The organism is Ralstonia nicotianae, from assembly GCF_018243235.1.
Lineage (GTDB): Bacteria > Pseudomonadota > Gammaproteobacteria > Burkholderiales > Burkholderiaceae > Ralstonia > Ralstonia nicotianae.
Genome location: NZ_CP046674.1, coordinates 2,528,375 through 2,548,517 on the forward strand (window position 1 = coordinate 2,528,375; position 20,143 = coordinate 2,548,517).

The window sequence follows — 20,143 nt, forward strand, 5'->3', positions numbered from 1 at the left end:
CGGTCAGAGCACCCGGCAGGCCTCTTCGAACGTCAGGCGCGGATTGCGCGGATGCACCTTGCTGGTATCGCCATAGCCGAGGTTGCAGATGAAGTTGACCTTCCACTGGCCGTCGGGGAAGAAGTTGGCGTTCACCTTGTCGGCATCGAAGCCGCCCATCGGCCCGCAGTCGAGTCCCAGCGCGCGCGCCGCGATCACCAGGTAGCCGCCCTGCAGCGAGCTGTTCATCAGCGCGGCGGCATTGATCCTGGCCTGGTCGCCGGCGTACCACGAACGTGCGTCGACGTGCGGGAACAGTTTGGGCAGCTGCTCGTGAAACTGGGTGTCGTACGCGACGATCACGGTGACGGGCGCCTGCCGCGTCTTCTCCTGGTTGCCGGCCGACATGCACGGGACCAGTTGTTCCTTGGCAGCAGCGCTCTTGACGAAGACGAAGCGGGCCGGCGTGCTGTTGGCGGCGGTCGGGCCGTACTTGACGGTGTCGTACAGCGTATGCAGCAGTTCGTCGTCGACCGGATTGTCCAGCCACACGTTGTGGGTGCGGGCTTCATGGAACAGTTGGTCGAGCACGGACGGTTCGAGCGTGGGCATTGCAGAAGACTCCGGAAAGAAAAGGAACAGTGCGCATTGTAATGGCGGCGCACCGTGACTGTTGGAACACATCGGCGACGCCCGCCGCTCAGCTGCGCGGGGCCGACACCGCCATCGTCATATCGCCTGCCTGCGTCAACACCCGGCCGCGTCGCAAGGACACCCCGAGAAAAAGCGCGATATTCAGCTGCCTCGATCGCAGCGGGCATTTTTTCCGGTCTTTTAATCGACTTGATCGCTGACGTCAAAAAGCGCCCTTTACATCGGCGTCCTTACGAACTACTTTTTCCGACATTGACTCATCGGCCGGCCGATCCGCGCGCCACGCGTGCCCGATTTAAAAGCGCAGCGACACGCCTGGACGCAAAGCATTGCCGCACCGTCTTTGAGAAAAGGCCAGCACCGGCCACCCGACCACCGATCCGCCTTTAAATTGGAAACCTTGCGTTTCCGGGAGATGCTTTTGCCTTTCCAACCCATTTTGTATTAATTCACCCGCCGCCAGCGGGAAATCAGAAACGTTCGATTCGCGCACGCCGTAAATTACAAAACGCGAATCGGATAAGGAGCCTCGCTTAAAACCCATTGTTTTAGGCGATGGCGTTCATCACCTTGAAGAAGGGCCTTCATTGTCATGAAAACATCCAGAGTATCGACCGGCGATTTTGCAGGACTGTCCCGGACCGCCACCGCATCGCTCGCTGCGGCGGCGCTGTCGGTGGCACTGCTGGCAGGTTGCGGCGGCGGGAGCGACGCGTCGACCACCAGCACGGACGGCGTGGCGTCGAACGCGGGCAGCAGCGTCAGCACCCAGCCCACCACTGCGGCGCAGCAGGACAGCCCGCTGGTGGACACGACCGTCTACGGCAGCGCCCCCAACGACGCCCTGCCGGCCAGCGACACCGCCGAGACCGCCGCCATCACCCACCACAAGGTGACGATCAACGGCCAGAGCATCGCCTACACAGCCACCGCCGGGCACCTGACGACGATCGATGCGCTCACGTCGCTACCCAATGCCAAGATGTTCTACGTGGCCTATACGCGGGACAACCCGGACCCGAGCAAGCCGCGTCCGGTCACGTTCTTCTACAACGGCGGTCCCGGCTCGTCGTCGGTCTTCCTGTTGCTGGGCTCGTTCGGACCGAAGCGGATCCAGTCGTCCTTCCCCGACTTCACTCCACCGGCACCGTACCGGTTGCTCGACAACCCGGACAGCCTGCTCGACCGCTCCGACCTCGTCTTCATCAATCCGGTCGGCACCGGCTACTCGGCGGCCATCGCCCCGGCCAAGAACAAGGATTTCTGGGGCGTCGACCAGGATGCCCGCTCGATCGACCGCTTCATCCAGCGCTACCTGACCAAGTACAGCCGCTGGAATTCGCCGAAGTTCCTGTTCGGCGAATCGTACGGCACGGCGCGCAGCGCGGTCCTGTCATGGGTGCTGCATGAGGACGGCATCGAGCTCAATGGCATCACGCTGCAGTCGTCGGCCCTGGACTACGCGAACGCGCTCGGTGCCGTGGGCCTGTTCCCGACGCTGGCGGCCGATGCCTTCTACCACAAGAAGACCTCCGTCACGCCAGCACCGACCGATCTCGAGTCGTACATGACCACGGTGACGCAGTACGCGCGGAACACCCTGATCCCGCTCGAGCAGGCGCCCAACCCGCAGGACAGCGGCTTCGTCAACACGCGGCTCAACATGAGCATTCCGGTGGCGCAGCAGATGCAGCAGTACATCGGCATGGATGCCATCTCGCTGATCCAGCAGTACGGCAACCCGGTGGCATTCGGCGATTTCTTCGGCACGCTGGTGCCCGGCATCGCGGTCGGCCAGTATGACGGCCGCGCGACGTCGATCAATACCGGCATCGGTCCGTTCATCCTGCCGAACTCGGGCAGCAACGATCCGTCGATCACCAACGTGGCGGGCGTGTACACGGTCGAGTGGAACGACTACCTGAACACCACGCTGAAGTACACATCGACCTCGTCGTTCGTGGACCTCAACGATCAGGTATTCAGCAACTGGGACTTCAGCCACACCGACCCGACCGGCGCAGCCAAGGGCGGCGGCAGCGCGCTCTACACCGCCGGCGACCTGGCCGCCACGATGACGCTGAACCCCGACCTGAAGGTGCTGTCGGCCAGCGGCTACTTCGACGCGGTGACGCCGTTCTTCCAGACCGAGCTGACGCTGGAATCCATGCCGCTCGACGCCGGCCTGCTGAAGACCAACCTCATCACCAAGCGCTACCCGTCGGGACACATGATCTATCTCGACAATCCGTCGCGCACGGCGATGAAGGGCGACCTGGCGACGTTCTACGATGGCGTGATGGCCAATCGGCCGGCCCTGATGCGGGTGCAGAGCCTGCAGCGGCCGCCGGGCGGACCGAAGCCGTAACGCTGCGCCCTCCGACAACGCGTTTCGCGATGCAACGGCCCGGTTCGCGCCGGGCCGTTTTCTTTACGCCATGTCGTCGGGCCGGTGCCCGCCGGGACGTGCATCGGCGCGGGTGAGCCACAGCACGCCGGCCAGGATCAGCGCCCCGCCGGCCATCTGCGCGGCGCCGATCGATTCGCCCAGCAGCAGCGCGGCCAGCGCCACGGTCACGACCGGCTCCAGCGTCGACAGCATCGACGCCTGCGCCGCCCCCAGCCGCTGCAAGCCCGCAAAGAACGCGAGGATGGCGATCACCGTCGACAGCCCCGCGATCGCCAGCGCCGCGGCCCAGCCGGCAACGCTGCCGGGAAACCGCGCGGGCACGCCGGCCACCGCCGCGCCCGCGTAGACCGCCGCCGCCGCTGTGCAGATGAGGGTGGTGCACGCAATCGGATCGACGCCGCGCGTCACGCGCGCGCCCACCGTGATGTAGACCGAGTAGATGACCGCCGCCGCCACGCCCAGCATCACGCCGGTTGCGCTGCCGCCCGCCAGGCCCGCGCCGCCCACGGTCAGGCCCGCGCCCACCGAACACAGCACCAGCGCCAGCAGCGCGGCGGGCGTCAGCCGCTCGTGCAGGAACACGGCGGCCAGCACCGTCACGAACATCGGATACAGGTACAGCAGCAGCGCCACCAGGCTGGCCGGCGCGTAGTGCAGCGCGGTGAAGAACGCAAACGACTGACCGGCGTAGCCGATACCGCCCATCGCCGCCAGCCCCGCCACCCGCGGCCACGGCGGGAGGCCGATGCGCCGCACGCGCATCACCGCCGTCAGCGCGAGTGCCGCCAGGCTGAAGCGCACCGCCAGCAGGCCGACCGTGTCGGCGCCGGAGGCATAGGCATAGTGGGTGAAGATCGCCATCGCGCCGAACGAAGCCGCGGAAACGGCGATCAGCAGCACGCCGAGCAGCTTGTCGGCGGCGCGAGCGGACAGGCTGGCGGCGGCGGTGGACGGTCTCATGAGGCACGCGGCGTGCGGACGCCGTCTTGGCGGGCGAGGCGGCCATTGTAGCGTCGGTGCCGCCGCGCGCTGCCTGGCGGGCGCACCGGTACAATGGCGGCACCATGTTCAATCCCACCCGCGACGAAGTCCGCCAGTTCTTTTGCGGCGCCTGGCGCAAGCACCGCCAGGCCGAAGTGCTCACGCCGCTAGAAGCCATGGCGGTCGACTGGATGCAACTGCATCCCGAATACCACGCCACGTTGGAAGCCAGCGAGGACGCCCTGGCCCGCGACTACACGCCCGAGAGCGGCCAGAGCAACCCGTTCCTGCATCTGTCGATGCACCTGTCGATCAGCGAGCAGGTGTCGGTCGACCAGCCGCGCGGCATCCGTGCCGCCTACGAAGCGCTGGCGCAGCGGCTCGATTCGCCGCACGAGGCGCAGCACCAGGTGATGGAATGCCTGGGCCAGATGCTGTGGACGGCCCAGCGCACCGGCCTGCCGCCGGACGGCGAAGCCTATATCGAATGCGTGCGCAAGCGCGCCACGGCCCGCTGATACCCGCTTACCCATCGCCCAACAAAAAACCGCTCCGGAGAGCGGTTTTCTTTGATGGGCACCCCGCAGCTCACTTCTTCAACACCAGCGAGCCGGGCAGCGATTCGATATACGCGGCGATGTCCTGCAGCTCCGCCGAGGTGAAGGGTCGCGGCTTGCCGTTCTCACCGATCATGGCGGCGTTGGCGTTCACCTGACCAGCCATGATGGCGTTGTTGCGGCCCACCAGCGGGTTGCCGGAGGTCTGGTACGCCCGCAGCGCATGGTAGAGGTAGTCGCCGTGCTGGCCGGCCAGCTTGGGATAGTCCGGCGAGATCGGGGCATTCAGGCCCGGGCCGTGGCAGGTCACGCAGCCGCCCTTGTCCACCAGCTGCTTGCCCTTCTGCAGGTCGGCGGCCTGCGCGGAAACGGCGACGCCCAGCACCAACGCGCCCAAACCGAGCGAGATCTTCGTCATGTTCGTCCTCGTCACTTCCGGGGGTTGTTGGGCGTGGCGGCGGTCTGCTGCGAGTAGTAGGCCGCCAGATCGGCGATGTCCTGGTCGCTCAGCGAGCCTGCGATGCCGCGCATGGTCGGGTGCTTGCGCTCGCCCTTCTTGTAGGCGTTGAGGGCGCTTTCGATGTATTTGGCGTTCTGTCCGCCCAGGTAGGGCACGCGATACACCTCGGGATACGACGCCCGGTAGTCCGGAATCGCATGACAGCCGATGCACATGGCCACCTTGCCGGCGCCCGCCTGCGCATTGCCCTGGATATCGGCAGCAGATGCCGACGCGGCCAACGCGCCCAATGCCACCATCGTGAGGATCTTTTTCATCGTTCTCTAGCGTGGAGTTCGGAATCCTGCTCGCCCTGCCTGCCCTACCCTCGGGTGGCTGTCTCTCTAGGGCGCCTTCACCGGCTTGCTGGCAACGGCTGCTTGTCAGAAGACGGTCGTTCGTGGTGCGTCAAACCGGCGCATTGTACCGCACCGTTTTTTTGCCAGTCCAGTCAGGTCCCCCCTGACCCGGCGCCGGGAAAAGCCCCCGCGTCAGACCGCCAAACTCTCTTATACTGGCCGTCTCCGCATCCATTTACCGCCCAGTAGGATTGCTCGATGAACCCGACCCAGACGTCCGCCCGGCCCGCGCGCTTCGAAGGCTCCGACCAGTACGTCGCCACCGACGATCTCAAGCTCGCCGTCAACGCGGCGATGACGCTGCAGCGCCCGCTGCTGATCAAGGGCGAGCCGGGCACGGGCAAGACCATGCTGGCCGAGGAGGTGGCCGCCGCGCTCGGCATGCCGCTGCTGCAATGGCACGTCAAATCGACCACCAAGGCGCAGCAGGGCCTCTACGAATACGATGCCGTGTCGCGGCTGCGCGATTCGCAGCTGGGCGACGGCCGCGTCCACGACATCCGCAACTACATCGTCAAGGGTGTGCTGTGGCAAGCGTTCGAGGCCGCGCAGCAGACGGTGCTGCTGATCGACGAGATCGACAAGGCCGACATCGAATTCCCCAACGACCTGCTGCGCGAGCTCGACCGCATGGAGTTCTACGTGTACGAGACGCGCGAGACCATCCGCGCGCGGCACCGGCCGCTGGTCATCATCACGTCGAACAACGAGAAGGAGCTGCCCGATGCCTTCCTGCGCCGCTGCTTCTTCCACTACATCCGGTTTCCCGATGCCGAGACGATGCAGCGAATCGTCGACGTGCACTACCCCGGCATCAAGCCGACGCTGGTGAAGGCCGCGCTGGACGCCTTCTACGAGATGCGCAACCTGCCGGGGCTCAAGAAGAAGCCCTCCACCTCCGAGCTGATCGACTGGCTCAAGCTGCTGCTGGCCGAAGACATCCCGCCCGATACGCTGCGCAGCCAGGATCGGAACGCCGCCATTCCGCCGCTGCACGGCGCCCTGCTCAAGAACGAGCAGGACGTGCACCTGTTCGAGCGCCTGGTGTTCATGAACCGCGCCAACCGCTGAGGACACCCGGAACATGACGCGCTTCATCGAACCCGTCACCCTGTCCGGCCGGCACGCGTGGCTGGAGCCGCTGGGCCGCGAGCACGAAGCCGACGTGCGCGCCGCCGCGGCCGACGGCGCGCTGTGGCAGCTGTGGTACACCTCGGTGCCCTCGCCGGAGACGACACCCGCCTGGCTCGACACCGCGCTCGACATGCGCGAGCGGCTGGGCGCCATGCCATTCGTGGTCCGCGACATCCGCCACGGGCAGCCTGGCCGCGTGGTCGGCTCCACCCGCTTCTTCAACGTGGACGCGGCCAACAGGCGGCTGGAGATCGGCCACACGTGGTACGCGAAATCGGTGCAGCGCACCGCCGTCAACACGGAATGCAAGCTGCTGCTGCTCACGCATGCGTTCGAGACGCTGGGCTGCATCGCAGTGGAATTCCGCACGCACTGGATGAACCACCAGAGCCGCGAGGCCATCGCCCGCCTGGGCGCCAAGCAGGACGGCGTGCTGCGCAACCATCAGCGCATGCCGGACGGCAGCTACCGCGACACCGTGGTGTTCTCGATCATCGAATCCGAGTGGCTGACCGTGAAGCGGCATCTGCAGTACAAGCTGGAGCAGCCGCGCGACTGAGCGCGCCGGGAGACCGCCATGCTGATCGACTTCTTCTTCACGCTGCGGCACGCCAGGCTGCCGGTCTCCGTCAAGGAATACCTGACGCTGCTCGAAGGGCTCAAGCGGCAGGTCATCGCCCCCTCGCTGGACCAGTTCTACTTCCTGGCGCGCACGACGCTGGTGAAGGACGAGAAGCACTACGACAAGTTCGACCAGGCCTTCGGCGCCTACTTCAAGGGCGTAGCAGACGCGCTCGACTGGCGCGCCGAGATTCCGCTCGACTGGCTGGCCAAGCAGCTCGAGCGCGAACTGACGCCCGAAGAGAAGGCGCAGGTCGAAGCCATGGGCGGCATCGACAAGCTGATGGAGCGGCTCAGGGAACTGCTGTCCGAGCAGCACGAGCGCCATGAGGGCGGCAGCAAGTGGATCGGCACGGGCGGCACCTCGCCGTTCGGGCACGGCGGCTACAACCCGGAGGGCATCCGCATCGGCGGGCCGTCCAAGGGCAACCGCACCGCCGTCAAGGTGTGGGAAGCGCGCGCCTACCGCGACTACGACGACACGGTGGAGCTCGGCACCCGCAACATCAAGGTCGCGCTGCGCCGCCTGCGCAAGTTCGCCCGCGACGGCGCCGACGTGGAGCTGGACCTGGACGACACCATCCACGCCACCGCCGCCAACGCCGGCCTGCTCGACATCAAGATGCGCCCCGAGCGGCACAACAACGTCAAGGTGCTGATGCTGATGGACGTGGGCGGCTCGATGGACGACCACATCAAGCGCGTGGAAGAGCTGTTTTCCGCGGCCAAGACCGAGTTCAAGCACCTCGAGTACTACTACTTCCACAACTGCGTCTACGAATGGCTGTGGAAGAACAACCGGCGCCGCCACGCGGAGCGCTTCTCCACCTGGGACGTGATCCGCAAGTATCCGCCCGACTACAAGCTGATCTTCGTCGGCGACGCGACCATGAGCCCGTACGAGATCCTGCAGGCGGGCGGCTCGGTCGAATACAACAATCCCGAAGCCGGCGCCGTCTGGCTGCAGCGGCTGATCGAGCAGTTCCCCAGGTTCGCGTGGCTCAACCCCGAGCCGGAAGGGCTGTGGCAGTACCGGCAGTCGGTCTCGGTCATCAACCAGATCATGAAGACGCGGATGTATCCCGTCACCATCGCCGGGCTGGAGGCGGCGATGCGGCTGCTGTCCAAGTAGCGCCGGCCCGCCCTGCTCCGCTCGGCAAAACGCCCCGGACAGCCGGGGCGTTTGCATTGGCGGGGACGAGGACAGCCGCCCTCAGATGGACAGCGCGTCGTCCTGGTTGACGTTGGCGCCGCGCAGCCCCTCCGTCCAGCCCTTGGTCGGCAGTTTGAGCGTGGCCTGCAGCGCCGCGGCGCGCGCCTGCACGGCGTCCCAGCCGACCTGCAGCGGCGGGCCGTTGAAGGCCAGCGCGATGACGTTGCCGTCGTGCACCTCGGGGAAGACCAGCACGCGATTGTCGAAGGCATCGCAGATGCGCTCGATGTTGCGCGGGAAGCTGGTGTGGTCGCCGAACAGGTTGATGGTCATCACGCCGGGCGCGCGCAGCACCTGGCGGCAGGCGCGGTAGAAGGCCGGCGTGTCGAGCACCGGCCCGCGCGCGGTGGCGTCGTACAGATCGATCTGCAGCGCATCGACAGTGCCGTGGTGGTTGGCGTCCGTGACCCAGTCGTAGGCGTCCTGCTCGATGACCCCCAGCCGGCTGTCGTCGAACGGCAGGCCGAACATGCTGTGCGCGGCGATGATCACGGCGGGGTTCAGCTCGACCGCGGTCACGCGGGCCGGGGCCAGCTGCCGGTGACAAAACTTGGTCAGCGCCGCCGCGCCCAGGCCCAGCTGCACGACATGGAAGTCGGGGCGCGCGGCCGGATCCAGGAACAGCAGCCACGCCATCATCTGCTGGGCATATTCCAGCTCGATGGCGTCGGGCTTGGACAGGCGCATCGCGCCCTGCACCCACTCGGTGCCGAAGTGCAGGTAGCGCACGCCCGACAGTTCGGAGAACGTCACGGGCGCGAAGCGCGGCGCCATGCGCTTGGGTTCGTCGTCACGGTGTTCGCGGTCATCGCGCTTGGCGCGGGCGGGACGGCGCGAGGCCACGGCCTCGATGGATTTGCGTTTCAACAGCGTCATCAGGGAAATCAACGGAAAGAAGACTGGGCGGCCTGGGCGCGCTGCAGCCATTCGCGGTTATGGTCTTTGGCGTAGCGCGTCCAGTGCTTGGCGTCGCGCAGGATATCGTCGAACAGATCGCGGGCGCGCGCCTTGTCGGCGGCATTGCCCTGGGCGAGCAGCCACTCGCCATACAGGCAGCGGGCGGCGGCATCATTGGCGCAGGCGAGCGCCTGCTCGAAGGCCGCGCGCGCGGCGGGCGCACCGCCGGTGGCCAGCGCCCGCGCATACAGCAGCGTGGGATCGGGTTGTCGGCGCGCGGCGCGATGTGCCTCGAACAGGGTGTCCAGGGTCGTCGCGGCCATCGCCACATCGCCGGTGGCGAACTGCGCACGGGCCAGACCCAGCAGCACGGCCTGGTCGCCGGCGAACGGGCCGGTGGCGGCCTGCTCGAAATGCTGGCGGGCTTCCTTGGCGTCGCCGGCTTCCAGCAGGGCCTCGCCCAGGCGCAGCCGGTGCTGCACGGTCGGCGCGCGATCGAAGTCGTTGCGCGCCTCGCGCACCGCCCGGTTCGGGTCGATCATCTGGCTGACGGCGCGGGTGGCCACGCGGGCGCCGCGCGAATACCGCAGCTCGGGCAGATAGATCGCGAAGAAGTACGCCACGCTGCCCAGCAGCGGAAAGGCGAACAGGATGAACAGCCAGTACAGGTTCTGGTGCGTGCGCACCGCATGCACCGCAAAGAACAGCGCGACGATGACGTGGAAACCGATTCCGAGAAAAGGCATGTTGAGGCCCGTTGGCAAAACAGGCCGGCACCCCCGCGCCGGCCACGGGCGCGATTGTGACAGATACGCCCGTCCGGCACGTGACTTCCCGCGATGCTTGGCAAGGCAGGCGCCGATGCCGTCGCCGGAAAGCCGCGTTTTGCGGGCTTGACAGTCAATTAACCTATGAGTTAAATGAAGACATGCCGCTCGACGATGATCCGCTCTCCACCATCTTCGCCGCCCTGGCGGACCCCACCCGCCGGGCGATCCTGGCGCGCCTGTCCGCGGGCGAAGCGCCGGTGAGCGAACTGGCGCGCCCGTTCGACATCTCCGCTCCGGCCATCTCCAAGCATCTGCGCGTGCTGGCCGAGGCCGGGCTGATCGAGCGGGAAGTCAGCGCGCGCTGGCGCATCTGCCACCTGCGCCCCGGCGCGCTGCGCGAGGCGCACGGCTGGCTGGAGGCCTACCGGCAGCTCTGGGAGGGCAACCTCGATCGCCTCGTCGTCTTTGTCGAGCAGACCCGCACCGCGCCCCCGGACGCGGACGACACCCCCGCCAAACCCTGATGGAGACCGCCATGGACCGCGCCGCTACGTTCGAACTGGAGATGACCCGCCTCATCCGCGCGCCGCGCGAGCGGGTGTTCGACGCCTTCACCGATCAGGCGGCGCTGGCGGCATGGCACTGTCCGCGCGGCATGAGCGTGCTGGAGGCAAGCGCCGATCCGCGCGTCGGCGGCCGATACCGCGTCGTCATGGGCGGGCGCGACGGCTCCAGGCACATCGCCGTCGGCGAATACCAGAAGCTCGACCGGGCCGACTTCCTCGCCTACACCTGGGCCTGGGAGTCGGGCTCGATGCCGCCCGACCTGAAAACGCTGATCGAGGTCACGCTGACCGACCAGGACGGCGGCACCCGTCTGCACATGCGCCACAGCGGCTTCCCCGACACGCAGACGCGTGACGGCCACATGGCCGGCTGGCAATCGGTCTTCAACCGCCTGAGCGACTACCTGGACCCCGAGGGCAGCGCCGGCACCGTCACGGTCTACGGCGACCCGCGCAGCAGCTACTGCCGCACCGTGCGCATGGCACTGGCGGAGAAAGGCGTGCGCTACACGCTGCAGCCGGTGCCACCGCATTCGCCGGAACTGCTGACGCACAATCCGTTCGGCCGCGTGCCGGCGTTCAGCGACGGGCCAATCGAGTTTTACGAAACGCGCGCCATCCTGAGCTACATCGACGAGGCGTTCGACGGCCCCAGCCTGCTGCCGCAATGGGGCGCCACCGCGCATGCGCGCGGCGAGCAGTGGATCAGCCTGATCAACTGCCACGCCTACGACGCAATGGTGCGCCGCTACATCCTCCAGTACATCTTCCCCAAGGGCGAGAACGGCCAGCCGGACCGCAAGGTCATCGACGCCGCCCTGCCGGAGATCGCGGCCCAGCTCGACGCGCTGGAGCAGGCCTATCAAGAACGCGATTACCTGGTCGGCAGCACCGTGTCGATGGCCGACCTGTTCCTCGCCCCGATCCTGGCCTATCTGGGCATGTTCCCCGAAGGCGCGGCGCTGCTGGAGGCACGCCCCAACCTGCGGCGCGGGCAGGCAGCCATGCGCGCCCGCCCGAGCTTTGCCGCGACGCAGCCGCAGTTGAGTTGAGCTGACGGCCGCGCACGAAAAGAAAACGCCGGCCCTCGCGCTTGGCGAGGGCCGGCGTCAGCGTTCCGGAGAACCTGTCGTTAATCTAGCCGTCCGGCAACAGCGAGCGCCACAGCGCAAGCTTCTGCTCGAACGAGCGCGCCGCGTGCGCCGGGCTGGACGACGGCAACACCACCGTCTCGAAGCCGGCGCGGGCGAAATCCTTGGCGAACCTGCCCGCCGTGCCGCCATTGAAGCCCACCCGCCGCAGCCTCGGCGCCCGCCGGTGCAGCAGGTCGAAATCGTTGGCCTGCGGATGGCGGATCGCCGCATCGAGACTGCCTTCGCGCACGCAGGCGCCCAGCACATCCCACACGCCGATGTGGCGGGCCAGCAGCGCCCGCACGCGCGCCGCATACGGCATGGCGGGCAGCGGCAGGTCGAGCAGCGCGCCCATCAGCGGCCAGAACTGGTTGCGCGGATGAGCGTAGTACTGCTGCGCCGCCAATGAAGCCTCGCCCGGAAAGCTGCCGAGCACCAGCACGCGAACCTCGGCATCGAGGATCGGCGCCAGTCCGCGCTGCAGGTCGGGCAAGGCTTCGGCCATGGCGGCGTCAGGCCAGCAGGCGGTTGACGCGCTGCACGTAGTCGGCCGGATCGGCCAGCGAGCCGCCCTCGGCCAGCAGCGCCTGGTCGAACAGCACGTGCAGGCGATCCTCGAACGCAGCGCGGTCGGCCTCGCCGCCGGTGACGGATTCGAGCAGCGCCAGCTTGCGCACCAGCGGGTGCGCCGGGTTCAGCTCCAGCACGGGCTTGGTGTCGGGCGCCTTCTGGCCGGCCTGCTTGAGCAGGCGCGCCAGCGTGCCGCTGATGTCGCCCTCGTCGGCCACCAGGCACGACGGCGAATCGGTCAGGCGATGCGTGATGCGCACGTCCTTGGCCTTGTCGGCCAGCACCGCCTTGGCGCGATCCACCAGCGGCTTGAACTCGCCTTCCACCTTGGCGTGCTCGGCGCGCTCGGCTTCGTCTTCCAGCGAGCCGAGGTCCAGCCCGCCGCGCGCGACCGACACCAGCGCCTTCTCTTCGAAGTCGTGCAGGAACGACAGCATCCACTCGTCCACGCGGTCTGTCAGCAGCAACACTTCCACGCCCTTCTTGCGGAACACCTCCAGGTGCGGGCCGGACTTGGCGGCCGTCCAGTTCTCGGCGCTCACGTAGTAGATCTTGTCCTGGCCGTCCTTCATGCGGCCGATGTAGTCGGCCAGCGAGACGGTCTGCTCGTCCCCTGCGTTGTGCGTGGAAGCAAAGCGCAGCAGCTTGGCGATACGGTCCTTGTTGGCGAAGTCTTCGCCGAGGCCTTCCTTGAGCACCTGGCCGAAGTGCTGCCAGAAGGTGGCGTACTTGTCCTTTTCGGCGGCGTCATCCGAGTCGGCCATCGATTCGAGCATGCCCAGCACGCGCTTGGTCGAGCCCTCTCGGATGGCCTTCACGTCGCGGCTCTCCTGCAGGATCTCGCGCGAGACGTTCAGCGGCAGGTCGGCCGAGTCGATCACGCCCTTGACGAAGCGCAGGTAGGCCGGCAGCAGCTGTTCGGCGTCGTCCATGATGAAGACGCGCTTGACGTACAGCTTCAGGCCGCTGCGGCGCTCGCGGTCCCACAGGTCGAACGGCGCGTTGGTCGGGAGGTACAGCAGCTGCGTGTATTCGCTGCGGCCTTCGACGCGGTTGTGCGTCCACGCCAGCGGCTGGCCCTGCTCGTGTGCGATGTGCTGGTAGAAGGCGATGTACTGCTCGTCGGTCACGTCGGCGCGCGGGCGGGCCCACAGGGCGCTGGCCTGGTTGATGGTCTCCCATTCGTCCTGCGCGACCATCTCTTTCTTCTCTTCGTCCCAGCTCTCCTTGCGCATCGCGATCGGCAGGGAGATGTGGTCCGAGTACTTCTGCACGATGGACTTCAGGCGCCAGGCGGAGAGGAAATCGTCCTCGCCCTCGCGCAGGTGCAGCGTGATGGTGGTGCCGCGCTCGGCGCGCTCGACGGCATCGACGGTGAACTCGCCGTCGCCCGCGCTTTCCCAGCGCACGCCTTCGGCGGCGGGCACGCCCGCACGGCGCGATTCCACCGTCACGCGGTCGGCGACGATGAAGGCCGAATAGAAGCCGACCCCGAACTGGCCGATCAGCGCCGCGTCTTTCTGCTGATCGCCGGAGAGCTGGCTGAAGAACTCGCGCGTGCCCGAGCGGGCGATGGTGCCGAGGTTGCGGATGGCCTCGTCGCGGCTCATGCCGATGCCGTTGTCGGCGATGGTGACGGTGCGGGCCTGGGCATCGAAACCGATGCGGATGCCCAGCTCGCCGCCGCCTTCGAGCAGCGATGGGTCGGCGATGCCCTCGAAGCGCAGCTTGTCCACGGCGTCGGACGCGTTGGAGACCAGCTCGCGCAGAAAGATTTCCTTGTTGCTGTACAGGGAATGGATCATCAGATGCAGAAGCTGCTTGACCTCTGCCTGGAACGCCATCTTCTCGTGCGGTGCACCCATGGTGTGTCTCTTGGTTCGAAGGATGTGATGGAGAAAGCGAAGCGGACCGCACCCAGCGGGCGGTCCGCGTGAACTGGAGATGGGGCGGCGGAGCCGTTTTTCAAGCCCCCTGCCCCGTGGCCGGGCCGAGTCAGCCGCGCTCGAGCTGATCCGCCAGGAAGCGCAGCATCTCCGGATCGGTGCTGGTGGCGATATTGAAGCGCATCCAGGTCGAGGGCATCTGCGACGGCGAGAACAGACTGCCCGGCGCGAACACGTAACCCTCTTCGTGCCCGGCGCGGGCGATGGCGTTGGTGTCGCGGCCGGTGTCGGCCCAGATGAACATGCCGGCGCCCTGCTGCGCGAACAGCTTCAGGCCCAGGCGCTCCAGGCTGCGCTGCACGCCGTCGCGGGCGCGGTCGAGCCGGGCGCGCACGCGCTCGACGTGCTTGCGGTACTGACCTTCAGTCAGCACCTTGTAGAGCACGCGCTCGTTGATCTCCGGCGTGGCGAGCCCGGCCAGCAGCTTGCCGTCGGTCAGGTTCTTGGCCAGCTCCGGATGACAGGCGATGAAGCCCACGCGCAGGTTGGCCGCCAGCGTCTTGGAAAAGCTGCCGAGGTAGATCACCCGGCGCAGCTGGTCCAGGCTCGCCAGCCGCGTGGCCGGGTGCCCGGGCGGGGCCAGGTCGCCGTAGATGTCGTCTTCGACGATCAGGAATCCGTACTGCTCGGCCAGCCGCAACAGCTGGAACGCCTTGGCCGCCGACAGCGAGGTGCCGGTCGGGTTGTGCAGCACCGAATTGATCACCAGCAGCTTGGGTCGGCGCACCTGCACCAGCCCTTCGAGCGCCACCAGGTCCGGCCCCTCGGTGGTGTACGGCACGCCGATCACCTGCGCGCCCTGCGCGGCGAAGCGGCCGAACATCAGGAACCATGCCGGATCGCCCACCAGCACCGTGTCGCCCGGCTGCACGTACTGGCGCGCGATCAGGTCGAGCGACTGGGTGATGCCGGAGGTCATGACGATCTGGTCGGGGCGCGCGCCGATCTCCAGCTCGGCCAGCCGCGTCTGCAGCTGCTGGCGCAGCGGCAGGAAGCCCTGCGGCGTGCCCCAGGCCAGGAACTGGTTGCCGTTCTGCCGGCCCAGGGCGCGCAGCGCGTTGGCGATCAGTTCGCCGTCCAGCCAGCCGTTGGGCAGGAAGCCGATGCCCGGCGCCTTGCGCGGCTCGGCCGAGTGGAACATGTTGCGCAGCAGCCAGGCCACGTCGATCTTGCGCGCGCTGGCGGGCGGCGCCGGCGGCTCCTCGGGCAGCGGCGCTTGGCGCTCCTTCACGTAGAAGCCCGAGCCGCGCCGCGATTCGAGATACCCCTGCGCCACCAGCCGCTCATAGGCCTCCACCACGGTGAAGCGCGAGATGCTCTTCTCCTGGGCCAACTGGCGGATCGACGGCATGCGCATGCCGGCGCGGAACACGCGCTCGTCGATGCGCATGCGCGCCCACTCGGTCAACTGGTCGACCAGCGTCATCTGCGCCGAGGGAATCGGGTCGGGCAACTGCTCCGCGGCCGGACGGGCGGCGGTACGCCTGGCATCCAGGCTGACGATCGGGGAGGAAGGCGTCATGGTCAGGTCGGAAAAACTGTACAGAAAGCGCCACGCCAAAGTGTACAGGTACTGTACAGCCACAGTTCGCTACCATCAAGGTCGGCTTTCCGCCCCCACGCCAGGAGCCCCACCATGCCCACGCTCAAGCGCTTTGACGAAGATGCCTATCGCACCGAGTGCGGCGCCACGGTCGTCGCCGTGCATCCCGAGGGCATCGAACTGGACCAGACCGTGTTCTACGCCCGCGGCGGCGGCCAGGCCGGCGACACCGGCACCCTGGTCCTGCCCGACGGCCAGACCGTGGCGATCGCCGACACCGTCTACCACGCCGACCGCCTGGCCATCCTGCATGTGCCGGCCGATCCGGCCGACCTGGGCCTGCTGGCGCCCGGCCTGCCGGTGTCCGCCGCCATCGACTGGGCACGCCGGTACCGGCTGATGCGACTGCACACCTGCCTGCATCTGCTGGGCGCGCTGATCCCGGTGCCGGTCACGGGCTGCGGCATCTCGCCGGACGCCGGACGCATCGACTTCGACCTGCCCGAATCCACGCTCGAGCGCGAGACGCTGACCGCGCAGCTCAATGCGCTGATCGCGCGCGACACGCCGGTGCGCATCGCCCTGATCACGCCGGAGGCCTTGGCCGCACAGCCGCAGTTGGTGCGCACCATCGGCGCCGCGCCGCCGGCGGGCGTGTCCGCCATCCGCATCGTGGAGATCGACGGCATCGACCGTCAGCCCTGCGGCGGCACCCACGTGCGCGCCACGGGCGAGATCGGTCGCGCCACCGTCACCAAAATCGAAAAGAAGAGCCGCCAGAACCGCCGCGTGGTGGTGGCGCTGGCCGATGAGATCAGGAGCACGCCATGACCCGGTCCACCGCCCTGCCGCTCGGCCATGCGCCCGACCACGCCGAACGCCGCGGCCTGCTGCTCGGCTTCATCGGCGTGGCGATCTTCAGCCAGACGCTGCCCTTCACGCGGATGGCGGTGGCCGAGCTGGACGCCACCTTCGTCGCGCTGGCCCGCGCGGTGCTGGCCAGCCTGCTCGCGCTGGCGCTGCTGGCCGCGACCGGCGCGCTGCGCGCCGCCCGGCGCCCGCGCGGCGGCCAGTGGGGCAGGCTGGCCGTCACGGCGGCGGGCGTGGTGGTGGGCTTTCCGCTGTTCTCATCGCTGGCGATGCGCGATGTGCCGGCCGCGCACGGCGCCATCATCACCGGTCTGCTGCCGCTGGCGACCGCCCTCTTTGCCGCGTGGTTCGGGCGCGAGCGGCCGTCGCCGTGGTTCTGGGCGTGCGCGCTGGCCGGCAGCGTGCTGGTGGTGTCGTTCGCGCTGCTGCGCGGCGCCGGCACCCTGCACCGCGCCGACTGGCTGCTGTTCGCCGCCATGGTGGCGGGCGCCCTCGGCTATGCAGTGGGCGGCAAGCTTTCGCGCGAGCTGGGCGGCACGCAGACGATCGCCTGGGCGCTGGTGGTGTCGCTGCCGGCGCTGCTGCCGGTGGTCGGCGCCCTGGCCTGGCTGCCGGGCACGCACCAGGCCGCGGCGCTCGCGCAGGCATCCGGCCACGCATGGCTGGGGCTGGCCTACGTGTCGGCCTTCTCGATGTTCGTCGGCTTCCTGTTCTGGTATTCGGGGCTGGCCGCGGGCGGGGTCGCGCGGGTCGGCCAGATACAATTGCTGCAGCCGTTCATGACGCTGATCGGCGGCTGGCTCCTGCTGGGCGAGCCGCTCGATGCGCCGACGATGCTGTTCGCCCTGGCCGTGATCGCCGTGGTCGGCCTCGGCCGGCGGACCGCCGTGCGGCGGTAGCGCCATCGGCTGCGTCTCCCTGTGCTTGTTTACCGTTTTCGATAAGGAATCTTCATGACCGCCACCCAAGACATCCAGGCCAGGCTGAAACAGCTGGGCATCGCACTGCCCACCGCCGGCGCCCCCGTCGGCGCCTACGTGATGGCCGCGCAGACCGGCAACCTGGTGTTCCTGTCGGGCCACATCGCCAAGCAGGACGGCAAGCCGTGGGTCGGCAGGCTCGGCGACGACATGACCACCGCGCAGGGCCAGGCCGCCGCACGCGCCATCGCCATCGACCTGCTCGCCACGCTGTCGGGCCACCTGGGCGGCGACCTCAACCGCGTCAAGCGCATCGTCAAGGTGATGAGCCTGGTGAACTCCACGTCGGCGTTCACGGAGCAGCACCTGGTGACCAGCGGCGCCTCGGAACTGTTCGTCGAGGTGTTCGGCGACGCCGGCCGGCACGCCCGCAGCGCCTTCGGCGTGGCTCAGATTCCGCTGGGCGCGTGCGTGGAGATCGAACTGATCGCCGAAGTCGCCTGAGCGCCGCATTTGCCGCGCCGCGCAACGGCTGCCGCGTGCCAGAGCGGGCCGTTGCCTGCTATCCTTTCCGTCTTTTGCTCACCAGGCGTCCGCTCAAAAGGTGGGCGTCTCCACACTGAAGGACCATACCATGGACCACCCCGCCTGCACCTTCTCCCGCCGCGCGCAACAGCTGACCAGCTCGGCGATCCGGGAAATCCTCAAGATCACCGAGCGCCCCGAGGTGATCTCGTTCGCCGGCGGCCTGCCTTCGCCGGTGACCTTCCCGGTCGAGGCGATCCAGGCGGCGTGCGCCCGCATGTTCGCGGACAATCCGCAGGCGTCGCTGCAGTACACCCCGACCGAAGGCCTGTCGATGCTGCGCGAGTGGATCGCCCAGCGCCACGGCACCACCGCGTCGCGCGTGCTGATCACCACCGGCTCGCAACAGGGCCTGGACCTGCTGGGCAAGATCTTCATCGACCCGCAGAGCAAAGTGCTGGTCGAAACACCGACCTACCTCGGCGCGCTGCAGGCGTTCTCGCTGTTCGAGCCGAGCTACGCCTCGGTGCCGACCGATGAGCGCGGCCTGCTGCCCGAAGCGCTCACGCCCGAGCTCACCGCCGGCGCGCGCTTCTTCTACACCATCCCGAACTTCCAGAACCCGACCGGCCGCCGCCTGCCGCTCGAGCGCCGCCAGGCCCTGGTGGCCCGCGCGAAAGAACTCGGCGTGCTGCTGGTCGAAGACGATCCGTACGGCGAGCTGAGCTATACCGGCGATGCCCTGCCGTCGCTGCGCTCGCTCAATCCGGACGGCGTGGTCTACATGGGCTCGTTCTCGAAGATCCTGGCGCCGGGCATGCGCCTGGGCTACATCATCGCCCCCGAGCCGATCCACTTCAAACTCGTGCAGGCCAAGCAGGCATCCGACCTGCACACGCCCAGCTTCACGCAGCGCGTGGCCTACGAAGTGCTGAAGACCGGCCTGCTCGACACCCACATCCCGAGCATCCGCACCCTGTACGGCAAGCAGTGCGAGACGATGCTGGATGCGCTCACGCGCCACATGCCGGCCGGCGTGCACTGGAACCGTCCGGAAGGCGGCATGTTCATCTGGGTGGAAGTGCCGGAAGGCATCGACACCATGGCGCTGCTGGAAAAGGCGGTCGCGCGCAACGTGGCCTTCGTGCCGGGCGCGCCGTTCTACGCCAACGCACCGCGCCGCAACACCATGCGCCTGGCCTTCGTGACGGTGTCGCCGGAGCGCATCGAACAGGGCATCACGGTGCTGGGCGAGCTGATCCGCGCCGAGATCGCCGCGCTCACGCCCAAGGCCGCGTAATTCACGCACGCGACTGACAATCACCACCGACACCAAGGAGCCGACGTCGATGCTGCGGATCTGGGGGAGACTCTCTTCGGTCAACGTGCAGAAAGTGGTCTGGTGCGCGCGCGAGCTGTCGCTGGACCATGAGCGCATCGATGTCGGCGGCGCCTTCGGCGGGCTGGACACGGCCGAGTTCCGGGCCCTGAACCCGAACGGCATGATCCCGGTCATCGAGGACGGCATCAGCGGGACCGACGGCGAGCACTTCGTACTGTGGGAGTCCAACGCCATCGTGCGCTACCTCTGCGCGCGCTACGGCCCGGGCAACCTCTACCCGCTGGAGCTGCACGAGCGCGCCGACGCCGACCGCTGGATGGACTGGCAGACCACGTCGTTCAGCCCTTCGATGGTGGACGCCTTCCTGCAGCTCGTGCGCACGCCGGAAGACCAGCGCGACCCGGCGCGCATCGAACGCTCGCGGCTGGCGGCCGAGCGCACCTCGGCCATTCTCGACGCCGTGCTGGCCCGGCAGCCCTACGTGGCCGGCCAGCGCTTCACCATGGCCGACATCGCCTGCGGCTGCGCGGCGCATCGCTGGCTCAGCCTGCCGCTCGAACGCCCGGCCCGCCCGCACCTGGAGCGCTGGATGGCCGAACTGCGCGACCGGCGCGCGGCGCAGGAAGTCCTGGCACTGCCGCTGGCCTGACCGCC

General features: G+C 68.0%; 22 protein-coding genes. 12 read left to right on the forward strand and 10 right to left on the reverse strand.

Annotation, left to right across the window (positions count from 1 at the left end):
* Nucleotides 1-3: 3 nt before the first annotated feature.
* Both GO999_RS11475 and GO999_RS11480 read right to left on the reverse strand, forming a co-directional pair.
* Entirely contained in the window at nucleotides 4-591 is a 588-nt protein-coding gene (locus GO999_RS11475; RefSeq protein ID WP_019717847.1) for a malonic semialdehyde reductase, read from the reverse strand.
* Between the two features lie 337 nt (nucleotides 592-928).
* Entirely contained in the window at nucleotides 929-1,177 is a 249-nt protein-coding gene (locus GO999_RS11480) for a hypothetical protein (protein ID WP_127591901.1), read from the reverse strand.
* A gap of 48 nt (nucleotides 1,178-1,225) precedes the next feature.
* Here GO999_RS11480 and GO999_RS11485 point away from each other — a divergent pair, with 48 nt between their 5' ends.
* A complete protein-coding gene (locus GO999_RS11485; protein ID WP_211906234.1) occupies nucleotides 1,226-3,001 on the forward strand; it encodes a S10 family peptidase in 1,776 nt (591 codons plus the stop codon).
* Nucleotides 3,002-3,064: 63 nt separating this feature from the next.
* Here GO999_RS11485 and GO999_RS11490 read toward each other — a convergent pair whose 3' ends face one another.
* The gene (locus tag GO999_RS11490) at nucleotides 3,065-4,003 is read right to left on the reverse strand and encodes a DMT family transporter (RefSeq protein ID WP_165591487.1); all 939 of its coding nucleotides are present in this window, start codon (nucleotides 4,001-4,003) and stop codon (nucleotides 3,065-3,067) included.
* Nucleotides 4,004-4,107: 104 nt separating this feature from the next.
* On the opposite strand from GO999_RS11490, the gene GO999_RS11495 reads away from it, so the two are divergent.
* Nucleotides 4,108-4,542 (forward strand): DUF1841 family protein, encoded by a 435-nt coding sequence (locus tag GO999_RS11495; protein ID WP_020748741.1) that lies wholly within the window; start codon nucleotides 4,108-4,110, stop codon nucleotides 4,540-4,542.
* Between the two features lie 70 nt (nucleotides 4,543-4,612).
* Here the strand turns inward: GO999_RS11495 and GO999_RS11500 are convergent, their stop codons facing one another.
* Both GO999_RS11500 and GO999_RS11505 read right to left on the reverse strand, forming a co-directional pair.
* Nucleotides 4,613-4,999 carry a c-type cytochrome gene (locus GO999_RS11500; protein ID WP_016723293.1) on the reverse strand — a complete coding sequence of 129 codons (387 nt, stop codon included), beginning with the start codon at nucleotides 4,997-4,999 and terminating at the stop codon, nucleotides 4,613-4,615.
* A gap of 11 nt (nucleotides 5,000-5,010) precedes the next feature.
* Nucleotides 5,011-5,358 (reverse strand): c-type cytochrome, encoded by a 348-nt coding sequence (locus GO999_RS11505; RefSeq protein WP_011000951.1) that lies wholly within the window; start codon nucleotides 5,356-5,358, stop codon nucleotides 5,011-5,013.
* Nucleotides 5,359-5,637: 279 nt separating this feature from the next.
* Here GO999_RS11505 and GO999_RS11510 point away from each other — a divergent pair, with 279 nt between their 5' ends.
* The 3 genes from GO999_RS11510 to GO999_RS11520 are packed head-to-tail and all read left to right on the forward strand — an operon-like array spanning nucleotide 5,638 to nucleotide 8,326.
* Nucleotides 5,638-6,510 (forward strand): AAA family ATPase, encoded by an 873-nt coding sequence (locus GO999_RS11510; RefSeq protein ID WP_011000950.1) that lies wholly within the window; start codon nucleotides 5,638-5,640, stop codon nucleotides 6,508-6,510.
* A 13-nt stretch (nucleotides 6,511-6,523) separates the two neighbouring features.
* Entirely contained in the window at nucleotides 6,524-7,132 is a 609-nt protein-coding gene (locus GO999_RS11515) for a GNAT family N-acetyltransferase (protein WP_011000949.1), read from the forward strand.
* 18 nt (nucleotides 7,133-7,150) lie between these two features.
* A complete protein-coding gene (locus tag GO999_RS11520) occupies nucleotides 7,151-8,326 on the forward strand; it encodes a vWA domain-containing protein (RefSeq protein ID WP_019717843.1) in 1,176 nt (391 codons plus the stop codon).
* 81 nt (nucleotides 8,327-8,407) lie between these two features.
* Here the strand turns inward: GO999_RS11520 and GO999_RS11525 are convergent, their stop codons facing one another.
* On the reverse strand, nucleotides 8,408-9,283 hold the full coding sequence (locus tag GO999_RS11525; protein ID WP_016723296.1) for a class I SAM-dependent methyltransferase: 876 nt from the start codon (nucleotides 9,281-9,283) through the stop codon (nucleotides 8,408-8,410).
* Nucleotides 9,284-9,291: 8 nt separating this feature from the next.
* On the reverse strand, nucleotides 9,292-10,050 hold the full coding sequence (locus GO999_RS11530; protein WP_211906235.1) for a tetratricopeptide repeat protein: 759 nt from the start codon (nucleotides 10,048-10,050) through the stop codon (nucleotides 9,292-9,294).
* A gap of 182 nt (nucleotides 10,051-10,232) precedes the next feature.
* Here GO999_RS11530 and GO999_RS11535 point away from each other — a divergent pair, with 182 nt between their 5' ends.
* On the forward strand, nucleotides 10,233-10,598 hold the full coding sequence (locus GO999_RS11535) for an ArsR/SmtB family transcription factor (RefSeq protein WP_016725714.1): 366 nt from the start codon (nucleotides 10,233-10,235) through the stop codon (nucleotides 10,596-10,598).
* Nucleotides 10,599-10,609: 11 nt separating this feature from the next.
* Nucleotides 10,610-11,692, forward strand: coding sequence for an SRPBCC domain-containing protein (locus GO999_RS11540; RefSeq protein ID WP_020371721.1), 1,083 nt, complete (start codon nucleotides 10,610-10,612; stop codon nucleotides 11,690-11,692).
* An 85-nt stretch (nucleotides 11,693-11,777) separates the two neighbouring features.
* On the opposite strand, the gene GO999_RS11545 is transcribed toward GO999_RS11540, so the two are convergent.
* The 3 genes from GO999_RS11545 to GO999_RS11555 all read right to left on the reverse strand — a co-directional run bounded on the left by GO999_RS11545 (nucleotide 11,778) and on the right by GO999_RS11555 (nucleotide 15,874).
* Entirely contained in the window at nucleotides 11,778-12,278 is a 501-nt protein-coding gene (locus GO999_RS11545) for a DNA-deoxyinosine glycosylase (RefSeq protein ID WP_019717841.1), read from the reverse strand.
* A 7-nt stretch (nucleotides 12,279-12,285) separates the two neighbouring features.
* Nucleotides 12,286-14,208, reverse strand: a complete 1,923-nt coding sequence (htpG, locus tag GO999_RS11550; RefSeq protein WP_019717840.1) for a molecular chaperone HtpG — start codon at nucleotides 14,206-14,208, stop codon at nucleotides 12,286-12,288.
* Between the two features lie 130 nt (nucleotides 14,209-14,338).
* On the reverse strand, nucleotides 14,339-15,874 hold the full coding sequence (locus GO999_RS11555) for an aminotransferase-like domain-containing protein (protein ID WP_016723300.1): 1,536 nt from the start codon (nucleotides 15,872-15,874) through the stop codon (nucleotides 14,339-14,341).
* 51 nt (nucleotides 15,875-15,925) lie between these two features.
* Here GO999_RS11555 and GO999_RS11560 point away from each other — a divergent pair, with 51 nt between their 5' ends.
* The 5 genes from GO999_RS11560 to GO999_RS11580 all read left to right on the forward strand — a co-directional run bounded on the left by GO999_RS11560 (nucleotide 15,926) and on the right by GO999_RS11580 (nucleotide 20,138).
* Nucleotides 15,926-16,663 carry an alanyl-tRNA editing protein gene (locus GO999_RS11560; RefSeq protein ID WP_016723301.1) on the forward strand — a complete coding sequence of 246 codons (738 nt, stop codon included), beginning with the start codon at nucleotides 15,926-15,928 and terminating at the stop codon, nucleotides 16,661-16,663.
* Nucleotides 16,660-17,601 (forward strand): DMT family transporter, encoded by a 942-nt coding sequence (locus GO999_RS11565; protein WP_020831533.1) that lies wholly within the window; start codon nucleotides 16,660-16,662, stop codon nucleotides 17,599-17,601. The genes GO999_RS11560 and GO999_RS11565 overlap by 4 nt, the downstream gene beginning before the upstream one ends.
* A gap of 54 nt (nucleotides 17,602-17,655) precedes the next feature.
* Complete coding sequence (locus GO999_RS11570) at nucleotides 17,656-18,126, forward strand: RidA family protein (protein ID WP_011000938.1); 471 nt, start codon at nucleotides 17,656-17,658, stop codon at nucleotides 18,124-18,126.
* 130 nt (nucleotides 18,127-18,256) lie between these two features.
* Nucleotides 18,257-19,447: an aminotransferase-like domain-containing protein gene (locus GO999_RS11575; protein ID WP_019717837.1), complete on the forward strand. Its 1,191-nt coding sequence runs from the start codon at nucleotides 18,257-18,259 to the stop codon at nucleotides 19,445-19,447.
* A 49-nt stretch (nucleotides 19,448-19,496) separates the two neighbouring features.
* The gene (locus tag GO999_RS11580) at nucleotides 19,497-20,138 is read left to right on the forward strand and encodes a glutathione S-transferase family protein (protein WP_021154726.1); all 642 of its coding nucleotides are present in this window, start codon (nucleotides 19,497-19,499) and stop codon (nucleotides 20,136-20,138) included.
* Nucleotides 20,139-20,143: the final 5 nt, after the last annotated feature.